The sequence below is a fragment of the Streptomyces sp. NPDC002138 genome, from assembly GCF_040296485.1.
Taxonomy (GTDB): Bacteria; Actinomycetota; Actinomycetes; order Streptomycetales; family Streptomycetaceae; genus Streptomyces.
Window position 1 is genome coordinate 96,263 of record NZ_JBEOXE010000003.1, and the last position, 21,898, is coordinate 118,160.

At 73.4% G+C, this 21,898-nt stretch carries 24 protein-coding genes; 12 read left to right on the forward strand and 12 right to left on the reverse strand.

The window, feature by feature from the left end:
* Position 1 precedes the first annotated feature (1 nt).
* Together ABT084_RS02565 and thpR are read right to left on the reverse strand one after the other, a co-directional pair.
* The gene (locus ABT084_RS02565) at positions 2-1,555 is read right to left on the reverse strand and encodes a carboxylesterase/lipase family protein (RefSeq protein WP_351037814.1); all 1,554 of its coding nucleotides are present in this window, start codon (positions 1,553-1,555) and stop codon (positions 2-4) included.
* Positions 1,556-1,643: 88 nt separating this feature from the next.
* Positions 1,644-2,228 carry an RNA 2',3'-cyclic phosphodiesterase gene (gene thpR / locus ABT084_RS02570; RefSeq protein ID WP_351037815.1) on the reverse strand — a complete coding sequence of 195 codons (585 nt, stop codon included), beginning with the start codon at positions 2,226-2,228 and terminating at the stop codon, positions 1,644-1,646.
* A gap of 60 nt (positions 2,229-2,288) precedes the next feature.
* Here thpR and ABT084_RS02575 point away from each other — a divergent pair, with 60 nt between their 5' ends.
* Positions 2,289-3,383, forward strand: coding sequence for a GNAT family N-acetyltransferase (locus ABT084_RS02575; RefSeq protein WP_351037816.1), 1,095 nt, complete (start codon positions 2,289-2,291; stop codon positions 3,381-3,383).
* Positions 3,384-3,417: 34 nt separating this feature from the next.
* Here ABT084_RS02575 and ABT084_RS02580 read toward each other — a convergent pair whose 3' ends face one another.
* From ABT084_RS02580 to ABT084_RS02590, 3 genes are all read right to left on the reverse strand, one after another.
* Positions 3,418-4,149: a hypothetical protein gene (locus ABT084_RS02580; RefSeq protein WP_351037817.1), complete on the reverse strand. Its 732-nt coding sequence runs from the start codon at positions 4,147-4,149 to the stop codon at positions 3,418-3,420.
* 99 nt (positions 4,150-4,248) lie between these two features.
* Positions 4,249-5,304 (reverse strand): chitinase, encoded by a 1,056-nt coding sequence (locus ABT084_RS02585; protein ID WP_351037818.1) that lies wholly within the window; start codon positions 5,302-5,304, stop codon positions 4,249-4,251.
* 130 nt (positions 5,305-5,434) lie between these two features.
* Complete coding sequence (locus ABT084_RS02590) at positions 5,435-6,415, reverse strand: alpha/beta fold hydrolase (RefSeq protein ID WP_351037819.1); 981 nt, start codon at positions 6,413-6,415, stop codon at positions 5,435-5,437.
* A gap of 216 nt (positions 6,416-6,631) precedes the next feature.
* On the opposite strand from ABT084_RS02590, the gene ABT084_RS02595 reads away from it, so the two are divergent.
* Positions 6,632-6,787: a DUF6131 family protein gene (locus tag ABT084_RS02595; RefSeq protein ID WP_351037820.1), complete on the forward strand. Its 156-nt coding sequence runs from the start codon at positions 6,632-6,634 to the stop codon at positions 6,785-6,787.
* A gap of 12 nt (positions 6,788-6,799) precedes the next feature.
* Complete coding sequence (locus ABT084_RS02600; RefSeq protein WP_351037821.1) at positions 6,800-8,230, forward strand: mycothione reductase; 1,431 nt, start codon at positions 6,800-6,802, stop codon at positions 8,228-8,230.
* Positions 8,231-8,310: 80 nt separating this feature from the next.
* Here ABT084_RS02600 and ABT084_RS02605 read toward each other — a convergent pair whose 3' ends face one another.
* On the reverse strand, positions 8,311-9,048 hold the full coding sequence (locus ABT084_RS02605; protein WP_351037822.1) for a VOC family protein: 738 nt from the start codon (positions 9,046-9,048) through the stop codon (positions 8,311-8,313).
* Positions 9,049-9,272: 224 nt separating this feature from the next.
* On the opposite strand from ABT084_RS02605, the gene ABT084_RS02610 reads away from it, so the two are divergent.
* Positions 9,273-9,758, forward strand: a complete 486-nt coding sequence (locus tag ABT084_RS02610) for a DUF6328 family protein (protein WP_351037823.1) — start codon at positions 9,273-9,275, stop codon at positions 9,756-9,758.
* A gap of 44 nt (positions 9,759-9,802) precedes the next feature.
* On the opposite strand, the gene ABT084_RS02615 is transcribed toward ABT084_RS02610, so the two are convergent.
* On the reverse strand, positions 9,803-10,189 hold the full coding sequence (locus ABT084_RS02615) for an STAS domain-containing protein (protein WP_351037824.1): 387 nt from the start codon (positions 10,187-10,189) through the stop codon (positions 9,803-9,805).
* A 102-nt stretch (positions 10,190-10,291) separates the two neighbouring features.
* Positions 10,292-12,769 (reverse strand): SpoIIE family protein phosphatase, encoded by a 2,478-nt coding sequence (locus tag ABT084_RS02620; RefSeq protein WP_351037825.1) that lies wholly within the window; start codon positions 12,767-12,769, stop codon positions 10,292-10,294.
* 180 nt (positions 12,770-12,949) lie between these two features.
* Between ABT084_RS02620 and ABT084_RS02625 the strand changes: the two genes are divergently transcribed.
* The 4 genes from ABT084_RS02625 to ABT084_RS02640 all read left to right on the forward strand — a co-directional run bounded on the left by ABT084_RS02625 (position 12,950) and on the right by ABT084_RS02640 (position 16,565).
* Positions 12,950-13,795 carry a class II glutamine amidotransferase gene (locus tag ABT084_RS02625; RefSeq protein ID WP_351037826.1) on the forward strand — a complete coding sequence of 282 codons (846 nt, stop codon included), beginning with the start codon at positions 12,950-12,952 and terminating at the stop codon, positions 13,793-13,795.
* Between the two features lie 96 nt (positions 13,796-13,891).
* Positions 13,892-15,361, forward strand: coding sequence for an MFS transporter (locus ABT084_RS02630; RefSeq protein ID WP_351037827.1), 1,470 nt, complete (start codon positions 13,892-13,894; stop codon positions 15,359-15,361).
* 392 nt (positions 15,362-15,753) lie between these two features.
* Positions 15,754-16,296 (forward strand): type 1 glutamine amidotransferase domain-containing protein, encoded by a 543-nt coding sequence (locus ABT084_RS02635; protein WP_351037828.1) that lies wholly within the window; start codon positions 15,754-15,756, stop codon positions 16,294-16,296.
* Between the two features lie 89 nt (positions 16,297-16,385).
* Positions 16,386-16,565, forward strand: a complete 180-nt coding sequence (locus ABT084_RS02640; protein WP_351037829.1) for a CsbD family protein — start codon at positions 16,386-16,388, stop codon at positions 16,563-16,565.
* 160 nt (positions 16,566-16,725) lie between these two features.
* Here the strand turns inward: ABT084_RS02640 and ABT084_RS02645 are convergent, their stop codons facing one another.
* The 3 genes from ABT084_RS02645 to ABT084_RS02655 form a co-directional block, all read right to left on the reverse strand.
* The gene (locus ABT084_RS02645; protein ID WP_351037830.1) at positions 16,726-17,223 is read right to left on the reverse strand and encodes a flavin reductase family protein; all 498 of its coding nucleotides are present in this window, start codon (positions 17,221-17,223) and stop codon (positions 16,726-16,728) included.
* Positions 17,224-17,390: 167 nt separating this feature from the next.
* Positions 17,391-18,008, reverse strand: a complete 618-nt coding sequence (locus ABT084_RS02650; RefSeq protein ID WP_502968817.1) for a hypothetical protein — start codon at positions 18,006-18,008, stop codon at positions 17,391-17,393.
* Entirely contained in the window at positions 18,005-18,547 is a 543-nt protein-coding gene (locus ABT084_RS02655; protein ID WP_351037831.1) for a hypothetical protein, read from the reverse strand. The genes ABT084_RS02650 and ABT084_RS02655 overlap by 4 nt, the downstream gene beginning before the upstream one ends.
* A gap of 180 nt (positions 18,548-18,727) precedes the next feature.
* Between ABT084_RS02655 and ABT084_RS02660 the strand changes: the two genes are divergently transcribed.
* The 4 genes from ABT084_RS02660 to ABT084_RS02675 all read left to right on the forward strand — a co-directional run bounded on the left by ABT084_RS02660 (position 18,728) and on the right by ABT084_RS02675 (position 20,886).
* Positions 18,728-19,231 carry a hemerythrin domain-containing protein gene (locus tag ABT084_RS02660; RefSeq protein ID WP_351037832.1) on the forward strand — a complete coding sequence of 168 codons (504 nt, stop codon included), beginning with the start codon at positions 18,728-18,730 and terminating at the stop codon, positions 19,229-19,231.
* Positions 19,228-20,217, forward strand: a complete 990-nt coding sequence (locus tag ABT084_RS02665; RefSeq protein ID WP_351037833.1) for a cation diffusion facilitator family transporter — start codon at positions 19,228-19,230, stop codon at positions 20,215-20,217. Before ABT084_RS02660 ends, ABT084_RS02665 begins: the two co-directional genes overlap by 4 nt.
* Positions 20,218-20,327: 110 nt before the next feature.
* Positions 20,328-20,693, forward strand: a complete 366-nt coding sequence (locus ABT084_RS02670; protein ID WP_351037834.1) for a hypothetical protein — start codon at positions 20,328-20,330, stop codon at positions 20,691-20,693.
* Positions 20,694-20,727: 34 nt separating this feature from the next.
* Positions 20,728-20,886 carry a 2Fe-2S iron-sulfur cluster-binding protein gene (locus ABT084_RS02675; protein WP_351037835.1) on the forward strand — a complete coding sequence of 53 codons (159 nt, stop codon included), beginning with the start codon at positions 20,728-20,730 and terminating at the stop codon, positions 20,884-20,886.
* A 75-nt stretch (positions 20,887-20,961) separates the two neighbouring features.
* Here ABT084_RS02675 and ABT084_RS02680 read toward each other — a convergent pair whose 3' ends face one another.
* Positions 20,962-21,831, reverse strand: coding sequence for a hypothetical protein (locus ABT084_RS02680; protein ID WP_351037836.1), 870 nt, complete (start codon positions 21,829-21,831; stop codon positions 20,962-20,964).
* Between the last annotated feature and the right edge of the window lie 67 nt (positions 21,832-21,898).

Consider the following 21,898-nt stretch of genomic DNA (forward strand, 5'->3'; position numbering starts at 1 on the left):
CCTAGGAGGGACCGAGGGGCAGGGGTGCGAAGACGTGGTCCTGCCACAGCAGGCGGGAGGCTTCCTCGGGGTAGGGGACGGTCATCGGTTCCGTGTCGAAGCACCGGGTCGGGCGCCGCGCGGGGTCGTACGCGGGCCAGCCCGGGTCGCCCTGGGCGGCGAACGCCGTCCACGCGCCCCGGAGGTGCGCCGACACCACCTCCGCCGCGGACCGCGCGGCGAGGTCGTCGCCGATCAGACCGGCGGCCTGTCCGTGGCCGAGGTTGCCGAAGACGAGTGGAACGTCGAGACCGTGACAGGCCCCGAGGGCGCCGCCCATGCCCGGCGCGGACCAGGTCAGCTCGTACACGTGGGCGCGGCCGCCCCCCGCCGTCTGCGCCCGCGCGAGGTGCAGGGACGGCATGCGGAACAGCCAGTCCGAATGGACCAGCTCGTACAGCTCCTCGGGGCCCGCGGCCGGGAACGCCGCACGGTAGCGCCGCGCGCCGTCCGGACCGGGGGCGAACAGCGCCAGGGCGTGCGCGGCCTGCTCCTCGGTCACCCGGCCGAGCGAGCCCTCGATCGCGGTGAACAGCCGCTGCTCGTCCCGCGTGTGGCCGACGAGGAGGTCGACGCCCCGCCCCGCCCCGGCGGCCAGCGCCCGCCACGGGGTGACGGGCAGGACCTCGCCGTCCACGACGGGTGCGAACGCGATCGAGCGGTGTGCCGGCAGGCCCCACCGCTCCGTCCGGCGCGGCAGCCCGGCGGTGACGGCGTCACCCGCGGCGGCCAGCCGGGCCGGGTCGACGGCCGAGAGCGCCGCCACCGTGGGCCGCAGCCCCAGCTCCGCGGCGCAGGCACCGGCGATGTCGGCGGCGAGCTCCGGCGTGAAGAACGTGCCCGGCACGCTCTGCGCCACGGCCCGCTGGAAGAGCCCCCCGGCCCGCCCCATCGCGAGCAGCGAGGCGACCGATCCGGCCCCGGCCGACTCGCCGAAGACCGTGACCCGGCCGGGATCCCCGCCGAAGGCCCGGATGTTGTCGCGCACCCACTCCAGCGCGGCGACCTGGTCGAGCAGGCCCCGGTTGGCGGGCGCCCCCTCGATCCGCGCGAAGCCCTCGACGCCCACGCGGTAGTTGAAGGTCACCACGACGGCACCGCCCTCGCGCGCGAGGCGGCCCCCGTCGTACTCGGGGAGGCCGGAGGTGCCGATCACATAGGCGCCGCCCTGGATCCACACCAGCACGGGCAGCCCCGCGGCCGGCCCCGGATCGGGCGACCAGACGTTGACCGTCAGCCAGTCGTCGTCCCCCGCCGCCTCCCGCGACAGCGCGTCCATCCCGAACACCCCGGCCTGCGGCGGCGGCGGTCCGAACGCCCGGGCCTCCCGGATCCCGTCCCACCCGCGCGCCGCCCGCGGCGCGGCGAACCGCAGCGCGCCGACGGGCGGTTCGGCGAAGGGGATCCCCCGGAAGACCGCCAGACCCCCCTCCCGGGTGCCGCGCAGCGACCCGGCCGCCGTCCCGACCACGGGATCGGCGGGGGGCCCGTACGACCGGGGCACGGCATCGGGCATCACGGCCACCTCTCGGAGACGTCCTCGTCGCTCGGATCGTCCCATCCGGTCCGCGCGCGGACGACTCATTTAAGAGGCGGCCGTGGCATCACTCCCCGGCACCGAAGTCCCACGCCTCGATGTCGCGGTAGTGGATCGGCCCCGGGCCGCGGCCGATGTTGCTGCCCACCAGGTGCAGGCGTTCGGCCCGCCACGGGCGGCCGGTGAACGCCGCGAGTCCGGTGGCGGCCTCCACCACGCTGGACGGATCGTCGCGCCGGGCCCGCGCCAGCGTCAGGTGCGGCCGCAGCGGCCGGTCCGCGAAGACCACACCACACTCCCTGACCACGCCCCGGACCTCGGTGGCGAGCTGCTGCAGCCCTTCGAGGTCCCCCTCGATCCCGCTCCACAGCACCCGCTCGTCGAAGTGGCCGCCGCCGCGCATGGCCAGCCGTACGGGCCGACGCGCCGCGGCCAGAGCGGCGAGCGGCGGCCGCAGCAAGGGCACGGTCGCCACCGGCAGCTCGCCCAGGAACGCCAGGGTGACGTGCCAGTCCTCGATCCGGTTCCACCGCATGCGCGGGTACGCCTGGTAGGCCGGCCCCAGCTCCCGGGCCAGCTCGTTTTTGGCGTCGTCGGGCGGGGCGAGCGCTATGAACACGCGGATGGTCGGGGGCTGGATCTGTTCGGTCACGAGGATCTTCGTACACCACCGGCGGCCGGAACCCGTGACCCGGGGGCCTAGGGTCGGTGCATGACACCCATGGGCCCCCACGCTCTCGACCGCACCGTCTCGGAAGCCGTGCGGGCGCTGCGGGCCGTCGCGCACCTCGACTGGTCCGTCCCGGCGGCCGGGCTGGAGTGGAGCTGCCGGGACACGGTCGTGCACCTGGCCGGCGACCTCACCGGCTTCGCCGCGCAGCTGGCCGGGCGGGTCACCGGCGGCTGCCTTCCGCTGACCGTCGGCGCCGCTCCGCGGACCGCCCCCACGGGGCTGGCCGACCTCGTCGAGGCGAGCGGCCGGCTGCTGTCCGCCGCCGTCCGCGACGCGGGCCAGGACGCCCGGGCCTGGCACCCGGCGGGTCCGGCGGGCCCCGACGGGTTCGCCGCGATGGGGGCCGCCGAGCTCGCGCTGCACACCCGCGACGTCGTGCACGCCCTGGGGGTCACCGACTGGCAGCCGTCCGGGGACACGGCGCGGCTGATCCTCGACCGGCTCTTCCCGCACGCGCCGCGCTCCGTCGAGGGCGGCCCCTGGGGCTCGCTGCTCGCGGCGACCGGCCGGGCCGATCTCCCAGGGCTGCCCCGGCGGCGGGAGTGGCGCTGGTACAACGACGCCCTCCCCGGCGTCGGCGTCGTGCTCTGCGAGATCGGTCCGTCCGCCGCCGCCGACCTGTACGCGGGCGGCGACGGCGGGTTCGTCTGGCCCGACGACGGCCCGGGCGAAGGCACCCGCATCGCCTCCGGCATGGTGGGCCTGGCGCGGGAGGTGGGGGAGTACCGCCCGGGCTGGGGTCCGTACGCGATCGTCCGGCTGAGCGACCGCCGCGCGATCGGCGGTGTCGGCTTCCACGGCGCACCCGATCCCGACGGCCACGCGGAGGTCGGCTACGACCTCGTCCCCTCGGCCCGCGGCACGGGCCACGCCACCGAGGCGCTGCGCGCCCTGGCGGGCTGGGCCTTCGGGCAGCCCGCTCTGACGGAGCTGCACGCCACGGTCGAGGAGGACAATCTGCCCTCCCACGCGGTGCTGGCCCGCCTCGGCTTCCGGAAGGCTGGCTCCGGGGAGGACGGCGTCCGCTATCTGCTGCCCCGCCCGGACGCGGGGGAGCAGGACGCGGGGGAGTAGGGCGCGGGGGCGTGGACCGAGGGGAGGAGCGGGCTCAGGAGACGGCGTACCACTGGCTGGCCCAGCCCGTGTTGATCGTGCTGGTGGACTGCTCGGCGAGGTTGACCGTGCCCGGCAGGGAGGTCTGGCCGGTCAGCAGGGTGCTGTAGCGGAGGTTCGGCGGGGTCAGTCCCGCGTTGACCGAGATCCCGGCGCCCGTGGACTTGAAGGTCAGGGCGTTGGTCGCCCACTCGCCGTTGAGCAGGAGGGCGATGAAGTAGGTGCCGGGCGCGGCGTCGAACGGCTGGGCCAGCGCCAGGGGTTTGGCCACCGCGTCGGTCATCAGCTGCGGCGAGATGTCCGCGGTCGAGGCGCGCAGGGTGCCGGCCGCGTCGTAGACGCCGAGCTGGCAGTGGGAGAGGTGGGCGTTCGCGTCGATCCCGGCCAGCCCCAGCCAGACGTTGGACCAGGTGATCCGCTCGCGCAGCACGATCCGTACGAGGGTCACCCGGCCGCCCACCCCGGCGGCGGACTGGGCGGTGACGTGCCCCGCGTCATTGGGGTCACCGGTCCAGGCGAGGAGGTTCTGGTCCTGCGGCCGGGGACCCGCGTATCCGGCGCCGCCGCCCGGTGCGGGCGGGGCGGGTGCCGGAGCGGAAGCGGCTGTACCGCTCCCGCTCGGGCGCGGGCCGCTGCCGGAACCGGACCCGGAGCAGCCGGTCAGGACGAGTGCGGCCGCGAGCGCGGTGGCGAGCCCGGCCGGGACGAGGGTGGTACGGGTGCGCATGGTCCCCCCATGACGTTCGGTTGTGCCAAAGGGGCCATGCTCACACACGGGTCCCGGCCGTCGGCGCGGACCCCGCCCCGGGACCGCTTCCCCGGGGCCTCAGCGGCCCTGGAGCGTCCGGACGTTGTCACCGAAGGTCCAGTTCCGCGAGCCGTCCCAGTTCAGGGACCAGGTCATCAGTCCCTTGAGCCGGCCGCCGTAGGGGCTCCACGCCTGGGAGACCAGACTCGGGGGCATGTAGCCGCCCCCGGCGCCCGGTTGGGCCGGCAGGCCCGGTACCTGTTTGTCGTAGGGCACCTTGACCGTGGTGTTCTGGACGACCAGACCGCGGTCCAGGCAGTCCGTCTGGGCCTTGAATCCGGCGACGGTCCCCGCCGCGTACGAGTCGCCGGAGCAGCCGTACATGCTGCCGTTGTAGTACTGCATGTTCAGCCACCACAGCCGGCCGTTGTCCGCGTACTTCTTGATGACCGGCAGGTAGGCGCCCCAGATCGAGCCGTAGGCCACGCTGCCACCGGTGACGTAGGCGGTCTCGGGGGCCATCGTCAGGCCGAAACCCGGGGGCATCTGCGCGAGCACGCCGTCGATGATGCGGACCAGGTTGGCCTGCGAGGCGGAGAGCGTGGTGATGCTGCCGGAGCCGACGAGACCGGTCTCGATGTCGATGTCGATTCCGTCGAAGTTGTACTTCTTCAGGAGGGGCACGATCGTCGCCACGAACCGGTCCGCCACGGCGCCGGAGCCGAGGTCGATGCCGGCCGCCGCGCCGCCGATGGACATCAGCAGGGTGAGGCCGTCCTGTTTCGCCTGGCACATCTCGGCGGGGGTCGCCACCTTCACCGTTCTGTCCATGCCGTCCTCCCACAGGACGGTGCCGTCCGAACGGATCACGGGGAAGGCCGCGTTGATCACGTTGTAGCCGTGCGCGCGGATGCGGCTGTCGTTGAGGGGGATCCAGCCGAGGGGCGGGTGCACGCCGTTGGCGGCGCCGTCCCAGTTCTCCCAGTACCCCTGGAGAACCTTGCCCGCGGGCTTCGGCTTCACCGCGCAGGTGTCGGGCGCGGCCGGCGCGGGGGACGCCGCCGCGGGGGGTAACTGGGCGAGGAACGCCGTCACGAGTGCGACGCCGAGCAGGCGGACGGTCCGTCCGGTCATGGGGGTGCTCCCTTCGTGCCGTGTGTACACGAGGTGACGCGCCCACAACGTACGGTTGGTCCAGACCAACCGTCAAGGGTGGGGGAGCCCCTCGCATCGCCCCCTCGCACCGCCCCGTCGCACCGCTCCCTCACCCGGGCAGGGAATCGAGCCACTCCATCAGCAGCCGGTTGGTCTCGGCCGGGCGTTCCTGCTGGATCCAGTGGCCGCAGCCCTCGAGGACGTGGGAGGACGAGAGCCCCGGCAGCGTCGTGGGGTACGCGTCGATCGCACCTGCCAGCCAGGCGGTCGCGGCGTCGCGGCCGCCGCCGATGAACAGCGAGGGCTGCGTGAGGGGCGCGCCGTCGAACTCGGCCAGCTCCTCCCAGTCGCGGTCCATGTTCCGGTAGCGGCTGAGCCCGCCGCGCAGGCCGGTCCGCTCGAACTCCCCGGCGTACACGTCGAGGTCGCCCTCGCCGAGCCAGGACGGCGACCGGTCGGCGGGGAAGCGGTCGCGCAGCAGCCCGTCCCGGGCGACGAAGTGCGGGGCGGGCATGCCGGGGCCGTGCATGGTGTCCCCGGAGAGGGCGGCGTAGAAACCGGCGAGCCAGCCGCGCACGTCGGGCTCGATCTCGGCCTCCGCGCGCCCGGGCTCCTGGAAGTAGGAGATGTAGAACTCCTCGTCCCCGCCCATGGCCGCGAACAGCTCGCTCGGCCGCGGCCCGCCGCGCGGGACGTAGGGCACGCTCAGCAGCCCCACCGCGCGGAAGACGTCCGGCCTGATCAGGGCGGACGAGGCGGCGATGCTCGCCCCCCAGTCGTGGCCGACGACCACCGCGGACCGCTCACCCAGCGCCCGCACCACCGCGGCGTTGTCCGCCACCAGCTCGCGCATCCGGTACGCGTCCGTGGCGTGGGGCGCGGAGGAGCGTCCGTAGCCGCGCACGTCGATGGCGACGGCCCGGTATCCGGCCGCCGCCAGGGCGGGCAGCTGGTGGCGCCAGGAGTACCAGGACTCGGGGAAACCGTGGACGAGCAGCACGAGCGGCCCGGTGCCCTGCTCCACCAGGTGGGTCCGGCCCGCGGGCGTGGGGACCAGCCGGTGTGTGACGTGCCCGGCCCGCTGCGCCATGGATCCTCCAGGTGTCCGATCCGCCGTGTGCGGAGATCACTGTCCCGATCATGCGGGATGCCGCCCGCGGAGGGTCACCGGATCGTGCGGGATGGCGCGCGCGAAGGTCTGGGGGTGTCCCGCAGATAAAGACGGCGTTCGGGGGTAGGCGCCAGCCGAAGCGACACGACGGAGTCAATTCTTCCGCTGTGTTCCCAACGTGAGAGCGAGGGCACCATGCTTGTCGTCGGGCTTATCCTCCTGATCATCGGATTCCTGACCGGAATCTCCATCCTGTGGACCATCGGCATCATCCTGCTCGTGATCGGGGCCGTGCTGTGGATCCTGGGTTCCGTGGGTCACGCGGTCGGCGGCCGACGCCACTACTGGTAGCCGGTGACACGCGTGCGTCCGCGTCCGAGCGACCCCACCGGGCCGCGCCCCTCCGAGGGCCCGGCCCGGTGGGCTGTCCGCCACCACGACGTCGTCGTCATCGGAGCGGGGTCCGGCAATGCCGTCATCGACGACTCCTTCGCCGGCCTCGACGTGGCGATCGTCGAGGAGAGGTGGTTCGGCGGCACCTGCCTGAACGCGGGCTGCATCCCGAGCAAGATGTACGCCTACACCGCGGAGGTCGCGCGGACCGTGGGCGAAGCCCGTAGGTACGACGTGGACGCCGGGCCGGGGTCCGTGCGCTGGCGGGCGATGCGGGACCGCGTGTTCGGGCGCCTGGACGCCGAGCGCGCGGAGGGCCGCCGGGGCCGTCTCGAAGCGGACTCCGTCACCGTCTACGAGGGCACGGCGCGTTTCACCGCCCCCCTGGAGCTGCGGATCGAGCTGCCGGACGGCCCGGTGGACATCAGCGCCGGGCAGATCGTCATCGCCGTCGGCAGCCGCCCGCTGGTGCCACCGCCCGTGGCCGACTCCGGGCTGCCGTACGAGACCTCCGATTCGGTCATGCGGATCGACGCGCCGCCCCGCCGCCTGGCCGTCCTCGGCGGCGGCTACATCGCGGCCGAGCTCGCGGAGGTCTTCGCCGCGGCCGGCAGCTCCGTCGTGATCGTCGAGAAGGAGGAGCGCCTGCTCGGCCCCCAGGACGAGAGCGTCGCCGAGCGGTTCACCGAGCTGGCCCGTACCCGCTACGACCTGCGACTCGGCCGGGAGGTCACCGCCGTCGGCGGCGCCCCGGGCGCGCTGCGGCTGACCCTGGACGACGGCGCGACGGTCGAGGCGGACATGCTGCTGGTCGCGGCGGGCCGTATCCCCAACAGCGACCGGCTGGACCTCGACACCGCGAAGATCGCCACCCACGACGACGGCCGCGTCGTCGTCGACGCGCACCAGCGGACCACCGCGGAAGGCGTCTTCGCGCTCGGTGACGTCTGTACGCCGGTCCCGCTCAAACACGTCGCCAACCGCGAGGCCGAGGTCGTCGCGCACAACCTCCGCCACCCGGACGACCTGATCACCGCCGACCACGAACGGGTGCCCGCGGCGGTCTTCAGCCACCCCCAGATCGCCTCCGTCGGGGCCACCGAGCAGGAGTGCCGTGAGCGGGGCACCGACCTCCTGGTGGGCGAGGCCCGGTACGCGGACGTCGCCTACGGCTGGGCGATGGAGGACACCACCGGCTTCTGCAAGGTCCTCGCCGAACGCGGCAGCGGCCGCCTGCTCGGCGCCCACCTGATGGGACCGCAGGCCGCCACGCTCATCCAGCCCCTCGTCCTGGCGATGACCCTGGGCATCGACGCCGCGACCCTCGCCCGGTCCGCGTACTGGATCCACCCGGCGCCCACCGAACTCGTCGCGCAGGCTCTTCTGGCCCTCGACCTCTGACGACCCTCTGACGACCTCTGACGACCTCTGACGACCGGCCCCGCGACCGCGCCGGGCGGCCGTCCGGCGCCTCGGCGGCCTCAGCGCGAGGAGTCCTGCGGAGCGACCACGGTGAAGAGCGCCCCCTCGGTGTCGGCGAGCACGACCCACCGGCTGGAACTGGAGGATCCCACCGGCGAGGCGGTCCGGCCGCCCATGCGGGTGGCCGCCTCGACCGCCGCCTCCAGGTCCGGCACGCGGAAGTGCACGTGCCAGCGGGGACGGACCTGCGGGTCGGGGTCCTCGTCGACCGCCCCGCCGCTGATGCGCGCCACGGCGTCGCGGCCGTGGCGCAGGACGACGTGGTCGTGCTCGTAGGAGACGGTGCAGCAGCCCTTCGGTTCACCGGCCCAGTCGAGGACCTCGCCGTAGAAGATGGCCGCGGCGAAGGCGTCGCGCGTACGCAGCTCCAGCCACGCGGGAGCGCTGTGATGGCCCACGGTCCAGTCCGGGATGACCCTGCCCTGCCAGAACCCGAACACCGCCCCCGCGGGGTCCGCGGCCAGACCGGCGCGTCCCGTACCGAAGGGGAGGGGGCCCACCGACATGGTGGCCCCGCGCTCCCGGATCCGCCCCGCCGTGACATCGGCGTCCTCGACCGCGAAGTACGGCGTCCAGGTCACCGGCATGCCGAGACTCCCGGCCAGCGCACCGATGCCCGCGACGGGAGCCCCGTTCTGGAACGCGACGGAGACGCCGTCGCCCAGGCTGGTGGGCCGGAAATCCCAGCCGAGGACCGCGCCGTAGAACCCCTGGGCGCCCACCAGGTCCCGGGCCATCAAGCTCACCCAGCACGGCGCACCGGACATCTCATGGCTCGATGTCGACACAGCTGCCCACCTCATCTGCCGGACACGGCTACGGGACCCTTCCACGGTAGACCCGGCGGCCCGGCCGGGCGGCCAGGCGCGGGCGCCCCACCACCCGTACGCACCAGTGCCCCGGAATGAGGCCGCGGGCCCGGGGTAGGCGCAGACGCACACACCGTTTCGAGGGAGGCGTGATGCCCGGTGGCAGTGGGGCAGGTCGGGACGAGACCGCGGAGGAACGCGCCGACCGGCAGTGGCAGGAGCTCATCCAGGAGATCCGGGTCGCCCAGACCGGTGTGCAGATCCTCTTCGGCTTTCTGCTCACGGTCGCCTTCACCCCTGCCTTCCCCGGGCTGGCGCAGACCGACAAGGCGATCTACATCGCGACCGTGGTGCTGGGTTCCCTGGCGACGGGCGCGCTGATCGGGCCGGTCGCCTTCCACCGCATCGTCGCGGGCCGGCGGATCAAGCCCGAGGCCGTCGCGTGGGCCGCGCGCCTGACCCTCGTGGGCCTCGTCCTGCTGCTGGCCACGTGCACCGCTGCCCTTTTCCTGGTGCTGCGCGTCGCTACCAGCAACGCCCTCGCGCCGTGGCTCGTCGGCGGGGTGTTCGCCTGGTACCTACTGTGCTGGTTCGCACTGCCCCTGTGGGCGCGGATCCGCTACACCGCCGAGAACTGACACCGCCGTCCGCGCCGCCCGCCCGCACCTGTCCGGGCACGCGGCTACGCCGTGGCGCGCGGAGCCGCCAGCGCCGCGTCCACGTCGGGGTGGAGCCGGAACAGCCGGTCCGCGCCGGTGATGTGGAACATGCGGGCCACCGGTTGGTGCAGGCCGACCAGCTCCAGGCTGCCGTGGGACGCGTGGATCGCGGCCCGGCCGCGCAGCAGCACGTTCAACCCCGTCGAATCGCAGAAGTTCAGGCGGCTCACGTCCACCAGCAGGCGTCCTCCGCGCCGCCGGGCGTCATCCAGGGCCCGTCGCACGGGTTCGGCGCTCTCGTGGTCGAGCTCCCCGGCCAGGGCCAGCACGGTGGCGTCCGGGCGGGGCCGCACCTCCAAGGCGAGACGGCCTTCGTTCGCCGTGGACAGATGGTGCACTGGGGTGTTCATAACTCCTCCCGTCCCAGGATTTTCCGGCTATAGCGACCGCCTACCCCTCCCGCCACCGCCCAAGCGTGCCGACCCGGCGAGCGCGGCGAGCCCGGCGAGCGCTCAGAGGCCGTCCGGGACGCGGACGTCCAGGACACAGATGTCGTCGCGGTTGCCCGGACACAGCGCGGCGAGCGTCCGCGCGAGGGCGTCGCCGCGGCCCTCGCGCAGGAGGCGCAGCGTGGTCGCGGCGAGCCGCTCGAGGCCCGCGTCGATGTCCTCGCCCGGTTCCTCCACGAGCCCGTCCGTGAAGAACAGCAGGTGGTCGCCCGGCAGCAGCTCGAGGGTGAGCTGCGCGTACGAGGCCTCGTGGGAGGCGCCGAGGAGAGGGCCCTGCGGCTGCTCCAGGAACGCCGCCCGGTCACCGCGGATCAGCAACGGCGGCAGGTGCCCCGCCCGCACCCACACCAGGCGCCGGTCCCAGGGCTGGTAGCGCGCCATCACCATGGTGGCGGTGGCGGCGCCGGACGACGCGGTGTGGAGCAGGAGGCTGTTGAGCCTGCGCAGGACGTCGGGCAGGGACGAACCGGTGATCGTCATGCCCTTCGTGGTGAACCGCAGCTGCGCCATGGTCCCGACCGCGGACAGACCGTGGCCCGCGACGTCGCCCACCACGAACAGGGCGCTCCCGTCGGGGAGCTCGATGGCGCTGTACCAGTCGCCCCCGACGTTGATCCCGCTGTCGGCGGGGACGTAGGCGACGTCCACGCGCAGCCCGGCCAGCTCCAGGGACTGCTCCGGGATCGGCAGCAGGGTGTCCTGGAGGCGGGCCGCGAGGGTCCGCTCGGCCTGGAGCATGCCGCGCTGGAGGAGGACGGACCGCTCGCTCTCGAGCAGCGCGAGTTCGGTGCCGCGCTGCGCGGTGAGGTCCTGGAAGAAACCGTGCACCTCGACCGGGGTCCCGTCCGCGTCCGTCGTGGCCTCCGCGACGATCCGCAGGTGCCGCACGCCGTAGGAGGTGGTGATCCGGAACGGCTGGTCGATGGGCTCCCCGCCGCTCAGCAGCCGCTCCACGGCCGCGCCCAGCAGCGGGAGGTCGTCCGGGAGGAGGTGCCGCGGCAGCTCCTCCAGCGTCATCGGCCCCTCGCCGGGGTCGCGGTCGAAGATGGCGTAGACCTGCTCGGACCAGGTGATGCTGTCGGTCACCAGGTTCCAGCCCGCCCAGCCGAGGTTGCCCAGGCGCTGCATGTCGGCCAGCCGCCGGACCTCGCGCTCGGTGGTGTCGTGACGCACCCAGGACACGACCAGCCGGTCGCCCAGCCGGGACGCCCGCACCGAGTAGACGGACCGCCGCGGGACGCCCGCGATCACCTCTTCGTAGGTGAAGGGTTCGCCCTCGTACACGGTCCCCGTCGTGAGGGTCTCCAGGTACCCGTCCCACAGCGGGCTCCCGGCCACCGTCGGGTACGTCTCCAGGACCCGGCGGCCCACGAGCTCCTTGCCGCGCCGCCCGGCCACGTCCACCGACTCGGGCGCCGCCGCGTCGATGCGGTAGTCCTCGACCTCACCGGTCCCGGAGCGCAGCGGGGTGAGCAGGATCGCGGGTCCCGTCAGCGCTTCCAGGACCCGCTGGACGGAAGCGACGTCGTCGGTGTCCGGGGCCTGCGCACCGTGGGCCGGCTCGGCCATGCCCAACGGGCCCGCGCACAGCCGCACCGCCCGCCGCAGCAGGGCCCGCGTATCGGCCGCGAAGGGACCCGGCTGCTGCCGGAGGAAGCCGATGGCCGCCCGCGCCGGACCGTCGCCGGGTACGGGGAGCCAGGCGCGCGTGGGCCACCGGTCCGGCGGGTCCCCGATCAGCAGGTAGCGGCGGGCGTCCAGCACCGGATCCTCGAGCCACTGGGCCCGGCCCGCGGCGATGGCCTCGTGGGCGGCGACGCCGGTGAGCGGGGGCACGTGGCGCCACTGGTCGGCCAGCCCGTCGGTGATGCCGGCGCGGCCGGTCAGCTCCAGGCTCCCGGCGGCGCTCAGCGAGTAGATCATCACCGCGTCGACCCCGGCGGCCGCGCCGAGCACGGTCCGCAGGAGCTCCGCGATGTCGTCACCGCCGCTCGCCGTCGCCAGCCCGTCGGCGAGCAGGGCCAGGAGCGGGCGCAGCGCGGCGCCCCGGTCGTGGTGCGCGACGAGGTAGCGGTCGGCGCTGAAGGACGGGATGTGCGAGGGGGTGGGGGAGGGGGCGGCCGGATCCCCGGCCGCGTCCGTGTCCGGGCGACCGGCCTCCGTACCCGGGGGACCGGCGGGCGTGGCCGGGGGCGCGGCGGCGGCCGACGGGGGCGAGCGCACCTGCCCCAGGGTGATCCAGCACTCCTCGAGGAGGCTCCGGCCCCGCGCGGCGGCGTGCGCCAGGAGCCGCTCGTACGCCGCGTCGGCGGAAATGCCCGCCCGGGCCATCACGACGCCCTTGGCCCGCTCGACGACGGCCGTGGTCGCGGCCACGCCTTCCAGGTCCACGACCTCGGCTCGCAGCCTGGCCACCACCTTGGCCAGCGCCAGCACCTCCGGTGCGGCGCCCTCGCCCTCAGGCGCGGCATAGACCTCCACCCCTTGAGCATGCCACGCCCGCGAAGGGCGTGTGCCCACATTCGCGGGCTGCCCCCGCCCTCGCGCGGCCGCCCGCCCCACCGGCCCCCGGAGGGGCCCGGCGCGGGAGCCCGGACGGATGACGAGCGGCGGGTTAGGCTCGGTAGACACCTCGGAGGGACGCTGCGGAAGGGATGGGTCATGTGCCGCTGGCTCGCCTACTCGGGTTCGCCCATGCTGCTCGACGCGGTGCTCTACCAGCCGGAGCACTCGCTGATCAACCAGAGCCTCCATGCCCAGATGGGCGTCGAGTCGACCAACGGCGACGGCTTCGGCATCGGCTGGTACAGCGCGGACGGTGACGGCACACCGGCCATCTTCCGGGACATCGCACCGGCCTGGAACAACCGCAATCTGCGCGAGCTGTCCGCGCACGTCCGCTCCCCGCTCTTCTTCGCGCACGTCCGCGCCTCCACGGGCTCGGCCGTGCAGCAGACCAACTGCCACCCGTTCCGGCACGGACGCTGGATGTGGATGCACAACGGGGCCATCGCGGACTTCCACCGGCTCCAGCGGGACCTGTGCATGGCCGTCGACCCGGCCCTCTTCCCGTCCATCGAGGGATCCACCGACTCCGAGGTGATGTTCTACCTGGCGGTCACCTACGGCCTCGACCAGGACGTCCCGGGCGCGGTGGCCCGGATGGTCGGGCTCGTGGAGCGCCTCGGCAAGGAGCACGGCGTACCCGAGCCGCTCCAGATGACGGTGGCGGTCAGCGACGGCGAGCGGGTCTGGGCCTTCCGGTACTCGACCCAGGGCAAGTCCCGCTCCCTCTTCTACAGCAGCCGCGCCGAAACGGTCCGCGGCCTGCACCCGGAACTGCACTACCTCCGCGAGATCTCCGACGAGACCCGGATCGTGGTCTCCGAGCCGCTGGGAGACCTGCCGGGCGTGTGGAACGAGCTGCCCGAGGCCAGCTACACGGTGATCCCCGCGGGTCCGGGGACGGACTACTTCCCCTTCGTCCCGGAGCTCCCCCCGATGTGAACCGGCCCGGAGGCCCGCGCCCCGGAGGCCCGCGGCCCGGACGCCCGTGGGCCGGACGCCCGTTTGTCGTGACGCGGCCCGGGCAGACGCCGCATCATGTCGGAGCGAACCGAGTCGAAGACGGGATCCGTCACCACCAAGGTGCCGGCGCGGCTGGACCGGCTGCCGTGGTCACGGTGGCACTGGATGATCGTGATCGGGCTGGGCACGGTGTGGATCCTCGACGGCCTCGAAGTGACCGTCGTCGGGAGCATCGCCAGCCGGATCTCCGAGGACGGCAGCGGGCTCGCGATCAGCGACGCCCAGGTCACCGGACTGGCGGCCGCCCTCTACGTGGCGGGCGCCTGCGCGGGCGCGCTGTTCTTCGGGCGCATGACCGACCTCTACGGCCGCAAGAAGCTGTTCCTGGTCACCCTCGGCGTCTACCTCGCGGCGACCGCGCTGACGGCCGTGTCCTTCTCCGCCTGGTGGTTCTTCCTCTTCCGGTTCCTCACCGGCTTCGGTATCGGCGGTGAGTACGCGGCCATCAACTCGGCGATCGACGAGCTGATCCCCAGCAAGTTCCGCGGCCGGGTCGACCTGATCATCAACGGCAGCTTCTGGATCGGCGCCGTCGCGGGGGCCCTGCTGTCGGTCCTCGCGCTGGACACCGGGATCTTCCCGAAGTCGGTGGGCTGGCGCCTGACGTTCGCCCTCGGGGTCGTGCTCGGCCTGGTCATCCTGCTGGTGCGGCGCCACGTACCCGAGAGCCCGCGGTGGATGATGATCCACGGCCGGGCCGAGGAGGCGGAGGCGCTGGTCTCGGACGTGGAGCGGCGGGTCGAGGCGGAGAAGGGCACCCGCCTGCCCGAACCCGAGCAGGCCATCACGGTCACGCAGCGCCACAGCATCGGCTTCGGCGAGATCGCGAAGACCGTCTTCCGGTCCTATCCGCGCCGCGCCGTCCTCGGCCTGTCCCTCTTCGTCGGCCAGGCCTTCCTGTACAACGCGATCACCTTCGGTTTCGGCTCCATCCTCGTCACCTTCTTCCACGTTTCCAGTGGTGTGACCGGCTTCTACTTCGCCGTGGTGGCCTTCCTGAACTTCCTCGGCCCGCTGCTGCTCGGCCGTCTGTTCGACACCGTCGGGCGCCGACCGATGATCGCCGGTACGTACATCCTGTCCGGGGTGCTGCTCTTCGGCACCGCCTGGCTCTTCGGCGCGGGCCGGCTCAGCGCGGTGACCATGACCGCCTGCTGGTGCGTCGTGCTCTTCTTCGCCTCGGCCGGAGCCAGCTCGGCCTACCTGACCGTCAGCGAGATCTTCCCCATGGAGACGCGGGCGATGGCCATCGCCTTCTTCTACGCCATCGGCACGGCGGCCGGCGGCATCTCCGGCCCGCTGCTCTTCGCCGGGCTGACCGCCAGCGGGGTCGTGTCCGACGCGGTGCTCGCCTTCTGCGTCGGGGCCGGGCTCATGGTGGCCGCCGGGCTGGTGGCCGTCTTCTACGCGGTCGCCGCCGAAGGCCGCTCCCTGGAGCAGATCGCCACCCCGCTCTCGGCCCGGACCGCCTCCGAACCCGCGTGAGGCACCGCCCCGCCCGAGGCCGTGGCCCGTCCGGGGCCGTGGCCGCATGAGGCGGCTCCGAGGGGGCAGGCGCCCGCGGAGAGCGCGTCGGTGACGGTGAAAGCGACGGTGACGGCGCGCACGCCGAGGAACGCGAGGTGGAGCACATGGACCGGACCACCCGACCACGGCCCGAGGGCCCCGGGCCCACCCCGGAGAAGCAGGATCCGGTACCCCGCGATCCCGCACCCGGCGGCCCGGCGTCGCCGGGGCCGGCTCCGAAGCCGGGGCCGAAGCCCCATGACCCCCGTCCGGCGCCCGACGGGCCCTCGCCCGGCGAGCAGCCCGCGGTACCGGAACCCCCCGACTGAGCCCCTCCCGACCGAAACCTCCGACCGAAGGAAGTGAACCTGGTGCGCATCGCCTTTCTGACCGCGATCGAGGGCGTGGAAGAGATCGAACTCACCGAGCCCTGGAAAGCCGTCGAACAGGCCGGATGGAACCCACAGCTGGTCTCGACCGAAGCCGGCCGGGTCCGCGCCTACCACCACCTGGACAAGGCGGGCAGTTTCCCCGTCGACCACGTCCTCGCCGGGGACACCTCGGACGCCTTCGACGCCCTCGTGCTGCCCGGCGGGGTGGCCAACCCCGACGCCCTCCGCATGAACGAGCGGGCCGTCGCGTTCGTCCGCAGCTTCTTCGAGGCGGGCAAGCCCGTCGCGGCGATCTGCCACGCCCCGTGGACGCTGGTGGAAGCGGAGGTCGTCCGCGGCCGCACGCTGACCTCCTGGCCGAGCCTGGCCACCGACATCCGCAATGCCGGAGGCACCTGGGTGGACGAACCCGTGCAGGTCTGCGACGCGGCGCCCGGGACCCTCATCACCAGCCGCAAACCGGACGACCTCGACGCCTTCTGCACGACGTTCGTCAAGGAATTCCGCGCCCACCAGGGCTGACGTCCGGACGGTCCAGTACGACGTGCGACCCGCCCGCGGAGGCAGCAAGGTGGGGAGCACCCCCTCCCCAAGGAAGGAACCACCCCGTCATGAGCAAGGCAAAGGCGAAGGCCAAGCAGGTCAAGGGCAAGATCAAGGAGAGCGCCGGCAGCGCCATGGACGACAAGCGCATGCAGGCGGAGGGCAGTGCCGAGCAGATGGGCGGCAAGGCCGAGGAGATGGCGTCGAAGGCCGCGGACAAGATGAAGCGGGACACCCGCAAGCCCTGACCCGGCGTCCGGCTCCGGACCTGTGAGAAGCCGGCCGAACCCGCTGTGCACCACGCGCGGGTCCGGCCGGCTTCTCGTTGTCGTGCGGGGGGCGTGCGGGGGCCGCCCGTTGTCGTGCGGCGCGGTCCGCCCGTCGCCGTGGGGCGCGGTCCGCCCGGGCTCAGGCCGGGTGCCCGGGGGAGAGGTCCACGACGTCGCTGAGCAGCAGCAAGGGCGGCCGCACCGGGCCGGCCGGGCTCTCCGCGACGGGCGAGAGCAGGAATCCGACGTGGTCCCCGCCGTCGACCCGTCCTTCGACCCGGCCGAGGAACCAGGCGCTGACGTCGTCCAGGACCGGCGCGGTCGCGGCGCCGGCCGCGGTGGGCCACCGCCAGCCGATGTGCTCGAACTTGTCGATCTCGTCGCCGGTCCGGCCTCCGAAGAGTTCCGCCGTATCCCTCTGATCGTCCCGCAGGGTGTGCACCGCCAGGTGCGAGGCGTCCCGCGCGACCCGGTACGTACGGTTCGCCTTGGAGAGCCACACCATGAAGCGCGGCGGGTCCATCGAGCACTGGGAGGCGAAGCCCACCAGGCAGCCGGCCATCCGCTCCCCGGCCGCCGTCGTCACGACGTACACGGGGTAGTCGAGCGCGTCGGTGAACGTGTCCAGCTCTCCCATGATCGGCTCCTTGCCTCGTACTGCCGCTCCGCCACCGGACAGCGGCACGATCACGCTATCGCGCACGACGGACGGCGGGCGGTCCGACTCGACCGCCCGCCGTCCTGTCCTGCCGGTCGACCCTCTGCCCGTCGACTCCTTGCCTGTCGTTCCGTCCCGCGCGCCGCTCAGGTGTCGAGCAGCCGGTTGATCAGTGAGCGGTAGGCCCGCAACGCCTGCCTCAGGTCCTCCGTGGCCACCTCTTCACCGCGGTCCCACTGCTTCTCCAGCCCGCTCCGGTGATCGGAGAGGGTGCCCGCGAACGCCTGCATGACCTCGGCCACCAGGGTGTCCGCCGACCGCACCGCCTCTTGGGGCTCGTCCACGAACCGTCCCTGGATCTCGGTCCAGGTGGTCCGGTAGCGCTCCGCTTCCGTGGCGCCGAGCAGCGGCTCGTCCCTGCCCTCAGCGCCCTCCCCGCCTCCCACCACGTCCGCGGACCCGGGCTCCGTCTCGTACGCCCGGTCCTCTCCTCGGCCGGACAGGCCCTGCGCCTCGCGCCCGGGCTCGAACTCCTCGTCGCGTCCCGTCGCGTACTCCTCCTCGCGCCCTGATCCGTCGGCAGCGCCGACGGCGCCCCCGCCCGGGGGGCCGCCCATCGCCCCGTCCCTCGTCCCGCCCGTGGCCTCGCCCGGGAAGACGGCCGCGTCACGGCCACCGGACGGCGCCGGGTGCGCGAGGTCTTCCGTCGTCAGGACGGGCTCGGACGCGCGTCCCGTCCGTTCCTCGTCGTTCTGCATCGTCACCGGCTCCTCTGGTCGGAAAGCAGCTCCTCGAACAGGGCGCGGTAATGCACCATCGCCCCGCGCAGCTCCTCTGTCGTCGCCTCTCCCGCGCCGCTGCGCACCTTGACGGCATGGGCCGCCCGGTACTCCTCCAGCGTGCGGCCGTGCTCCACCGACAGGTCGCGCACCTGTCCCTGGTACCCGTCGGTCGGATAGCCGCGCTCGGCCATCAGCCGGGTCAGCAGGTCGTCGGCCCGCGCCACGGATCCGTCGGGCTGGTCCACGAACTGCTGCTGGACGGCGCTCCACTCGTCCGCGTACTGGTGCCGCCGCTCGGGCGGCAGCTCCTTGATGTCCAGCTGGTCGTGCCGCTCCTCGCGGGCCCGGAGGTCCCGCTCGGCGGACAGCCTGCCGCCCTGCTCATCGACGGTGCGGTCGTACTCCGGTCCGAACCGTTCGCGCAGGTGGCGTCTCCTCGCCAGCATCCACAGCAGCGCCGTGAGCGCGATCACGACCACCGCCGCCACGACGATGACGGCTATCAGCGAATTGGTTGACATCTCCGGCCTCCGTCCCGGGGGCTCTCTGCGTTGTCTCCGTGAGGCGCGGCTGCCCCGGTGAGCGCGCAGCAAACGCCCACGCGACCGTACGGAGCCGCCCGGCGGCCCGGGGGTTTGGACCCACCGTCGTGGAGCAGGCGCCCTGCGAAGCGAAAACCCCGCAAGCAGGAGGGACGTGGCATGGCCGCGGACAAGCAGGCACACCAGGACGTCGTCGCCCTGATCCTCGAGGACCACCGCACCATGGAGGAGCTCTTCCGTCGGATGCGCAGTGTGGAGTCGGACCGGGCGGGCGCCCTCACCGAGTTCTCCGCCCTGCTCATCGCGCACGGTGAGGCCGAGGAGGCCGAGGTCTACGGCGCGCTGAAGAGGTTCAAGGACGTCGACAACGAGGAGGTCGAGCACGGCTCCGAGGAGCACGCCGAGGGCAACGCGGCGCTCCTGGCGCTCCTCGAGGTGTCCGAGGTGGGCTCCGACGAGTGGGACGCGCGCCTGGAGGACCTGGTGAAGGCGATCTCCCACCACCTGGACGAGGAGGAGCGGACCATCCTCAACGGCGCCAGGGAGAACGTCCCGGACGAGCGCAGGGCCGAGCTCGGGGCCGCGTTCCTGCGCGAGCGCGAGCGGCAGCTGGCCGCCGACTGCGGGAGCATCGACAACGTGCGCGCCATCGTACGGGGATGACGGCCACGGGGGGCGACGGCGTCGGCCGGGACGAGGAGACGCGCAAGACGGTGTGGGTCGCGCTCGCCGCGAACCTCGCCATCTGCGTGGCCAAGGGCGTGGGGGGAGTCGTCGCCGGCTCCCCGGCGCTGCTGTCGGAGGCGGCGCACTCGATCGCGGACAGTCTGAACGAGGTCTTCCTGCTGGCCTCCCTCAAACGCAGCCGACGCCCGGCCGACGCGCGCCATCCGTTCGGATACGGCATGGAGCGCTTCTTCTGGTCCCTTCTCGCCGCCGTGGGCATCTTCGTCACCGGCGGCTGCTTCTCCGTCTTCCAGGGCATCGAGGCCTTCCGCTCGGACGGTTCCGAATCGCGCGGCGGCTACCTCATCGGTCTGGCCGTGCTCGTCCTCGCCCTGGCCGCCGAAGGGGCCTCGCTCGCCCGGGCGCTCCTCCAGGTCCGCCGCGCCGCCCGGGCGGCCGGCCACGGCATGGCGGCCGAGATCCGGGCGGGCCGCGATCCGGCGCTGCGGACCGTGCTGGCCGAGGACAGCACCGCCTGCGCCGGTGTGCTCCTGGCGATCATCGGCATCGCCCTGCACATGGCGACGGGCGAGATCGCGTACGAGGCCTGCGCGTCCATCCTGATCGGCCTCCTGCTCGTCTACGTCGCCTACACGCTCGGCCGGGAGGCCCGCGCCCAACTGGTCGGCGAGGCAGCCGATCCGGCGATCCAGCGGGAGGTGCGCGAGTTCCTGACGCGGCAGCCGGAGATCGACTCCGTGACCGCCCTGCTGACCATGCGGCTGGGCCCCGACGCGGTCATGGCGGCCGTGCGCGTCGACCTGACGCCGGGCTACGACAGCGAGACCGTGGAAGACGCCATGGTGCGCATCCGGCACGAGATGCGCGGCCACTGGCAGGAGCTGGACCAGGTGTTCCTCGACGTGACGGACGCGGCGTCAACCCGCCACGGCGCGGCCGCCGACGGTCACGCGGGTCCGTGAGTTGAGTGAGTGGGCGGGCGGGTGGAGGGTGAGTGAGTGAGTACGAGGACCGCCCGGGCTGAGTACGACCGCCCAAGCGCGCGGGGGGCCCGGGGCGCTTCTCTGTACCCATGAGCGAAACCCCCTCACTTACCGGCGACGAGCGCACCGACGACACGGCCCCCGTCGGCGCCGGAGTGGCCCTCCTGTGGACGACGTCGCTGGCCGTCCTCCTCGTCCCCTTCGCCCTCCTCCTCGGCGCGATGGCGCCCATGGCGACGGACTCCTGCGGCCCGGACGACTGCGGGCGGGCCATGGAGACGACGCTGGACATCGTCATCGCCTGCTGGTTCGCGAGCTGGACGCTCACCCCGGTGCTGGTGGTGGCCTCCTGGCTGTTCCCCAGCCGCCCCTGGTACGCCCGGGTGCGCCGGTACTCCGGCCGGCTCGCGCTCGTACCGCCGGTGATCGTGCTCCTGCTCGTGTTCACGCTGTAGCGCCCCGCCCGTCGGGCCCCGGGCCGGTGTGCCGATGCCGAGCGGCTGCCGCGTCGGCCAGTGCGAAAGCTGTGTCACCCAGGTCGTGCGGGGCGCGGTCACCCATCTGGTCACGCCCTCCGAGGACCTCCCCGAAGACCAGTGCCTCACCTGCCGGTCCGTCCCCGCCGGTGACCTCACCCCGGACGCCTGAGCGGGTGCGCCCGTCGAGGAGGTCCTCCTCGACGGGCGCGCACCGCGGCTGTCGCCGGCCGGGTGAAGCCGGCGGTCAGACCGCTACCGGGTCCTTCTCCTCCGACGTGTCGGCGACCGGGGCCTCGGACACGGCCGCGGGCGCCGTCTCCGGCGCCGCGGGACGGGGCGCGGAGTACATGACCGAGCCCTGCTTGTTCTCCTTCTCGATGAGCCCCTTCTTGGCGAGGGCTTCCAGGGTGTTGCGCACCACCTGGGTGGAGGCGGGGCGGCCCGGGTGCGCCTCGGCCAGCTCGGCGGTGACCTCGCTGACCATGCGGGGTTCCGCGGCGCTGACGAGGAGGGCCAGGACGAGTTCACGCCGCGGCGGCTCCGCGGGGCCGCCCGTCCGCGGTTGGGCCGCCCGCGTCTCGACCGTCGGCGTCCCGGTCGTCTCCGTCCCGGTCGTTTCCGTCCCGGTCGGCCGCGGCGCCGCGGTGGTGGCCTTGCGCGTCGCGGTCTTGCGGGCGGTGGCCTTGGCCGCGGTGGCCTTGGGCGTTGCGGTCTTGGCGGCGGCGCTCTTGGCCGCCGCGGCCTTGGGCGACGCGGTCTTGGGCGACGCGGTCTTGGCGGCCGGGCCGGACGCCGCGCCCGCCTCCACGGCCTTCCCGGGCCGCGCCGTCTTCCTGCCCACCGTGCGACCGGTGGCCTTCTTCGCCCGCCGCGGCTGCGGAACGGCCACCGGGGCCTCCGCGCGCGCGTCCAACGAGTCGTCAGCGGCCGGGGGCAGTGTGCCCTGCATGCCGGAGAGCCAGTTCTCATCGGCCTTCAGCTGCTTCAGCCGGGACTCGAGGTCCGTGAGCTGCGCGGAGAGGTGCTCCTGCTCCTTGCGGTTGGTCTCGAGATCGGCGGCGAACCGCTCTGCGTACACATTGTGGATGGGCGTGCTGTCAGGCTCGATGGCCATTGCGGCTCACTCTCCTCGTACCTCACGGTGTTGCTGCCCGATGGTATTCACCATCAGACACCCGCAG

Coding starts and splice junctions, on each gene's coding strand:
- ABT084_RS02660 (WP_351037832.1), top strand. CDS start 18,728: ATGGCCGCGGACAAGCAGGCACACCAGGACGTCGTCGCCCTGATCCTC.
- ABT084_RS02655 (WP_351037831.1), bottom strand. CDS start 18,547: ATGTCAACCAATTCGCTGATAGCCGTCATCGTCGTGGCGGCGGTGGTC.
- ABT084_RS02610 (WP_351037823.1), top strand. CDS start 9,273: ATGCCCGGTGGCAGTGGGGCAGGTCGGGACGAGACCGCGGAGGAACGC.
- ABT084_RS02665 (WP_351037833.1), top strand. CDS start 19,228: ATGACGGCCACGGGGGGCGACGGCGTCGGCCGGGACGAGGAGACGCGC.
- ABT084_RS02585 (WP_351037818.1), bottom strand. CDS start 5,304: ATGACCGGACGGACCGTCCGCCTGCTCGGCGTCGCACTCGTGACGGCG.
- ABT084_RS02580 (WP_351037817.1), bottom strand. CDS start 4,149: ATGCGCACCCGTACCACCCTCGTCCCGGCCGGGCTCGCCACCGCGCTC.
- ABT084_RS02625 (WP_351037826.1), top strand. CDS start 12,950: ATGTGCCGCTGGCTCGCCTACTCGGGTTCGCCCATGCTGCTCGACGCG.
- ABT084_RS02675 (WP_351037835.1), top strand. CDS start 20,728: ATGCCGAGCGGCTGCCGCGTCGGCCAGTGCGAAAGCTGTGTCACCCAG.
- ABT084_RS02640 (WP_351037829.1), top strand. CDS start 16,386: ATGAGCAAGGCAAAGGCGAAGGCCAAGCAGGTCAAGGGCAAGATCAAG.
- ABT084_RS02645 (WP_351037830.1), bottom strand. CDS start 17,223: ATGGGAGAGCTGGACACGTTCACCGACGCGCTCGACTACCCCGTGTAC.
- ABT084_RS02670 (WP_351037834.1), top strand. CDS start 20,328: ATGAGCGAAACCCCCTCACTTACCGGCGACGAGCGCACCGACGACACG.
- ABT084_RS02575 (WP_351037816.1), top strand. CDS start 2,289: ATGACACCCATGGGCCCCCACGCTCTCGACCGCACCGTCTCGGAAGCC.
- ABT084_RS02565 (WP_351037814.1), bottom strand. CDS start 1,555: ATGCCCGATGCCGTGCCCCGGTCGTACGGGCCCCCCGCCGATCCCGTG.
- ABT084_RS02630 (WP_351037827.1), top strand. CDS start 13,892: ATGTCGGAGCGAACCGAGTCGAAGACGGGATCCGTCACCACCAAGGTG.
- ABT084_RS02590 (WP_351037819.1), bottom strand. CDS start 6,415: ATGGCGCAGCGGGCCGGGCACGTCACACACCGGCTGGTCCCCACGCCC.
- ABT084_RS02595 (WP_351037820.1), top strand. CDS start 6,632: ATGCTTGTCGTCGGGCTTATCCTCCTGATCATCGGATTCCTGACCGGA.
- ABT084_RS02615 (WP_351037824.1), bottom strand. CDS start 10,189: ATGAACACCCCAGTGCACCATCTGTCCACGGCGAACGAAGGCCGTCTC.
- ABT084_RS02605 (WP_351037822.1), bottom strand. CDS start 9,048: ATGGCCCGGGACCTGGTGGGCGCCCAGGGGTTCTACGGCGCGGTCCTC.
- ABT084_RS02680 (WP_351037836.1), bottom strand. CDS start 21,831: ATGGCCATCGAGCCTGACAGCACGCCCATCCACAATGTGTACGCAGAG.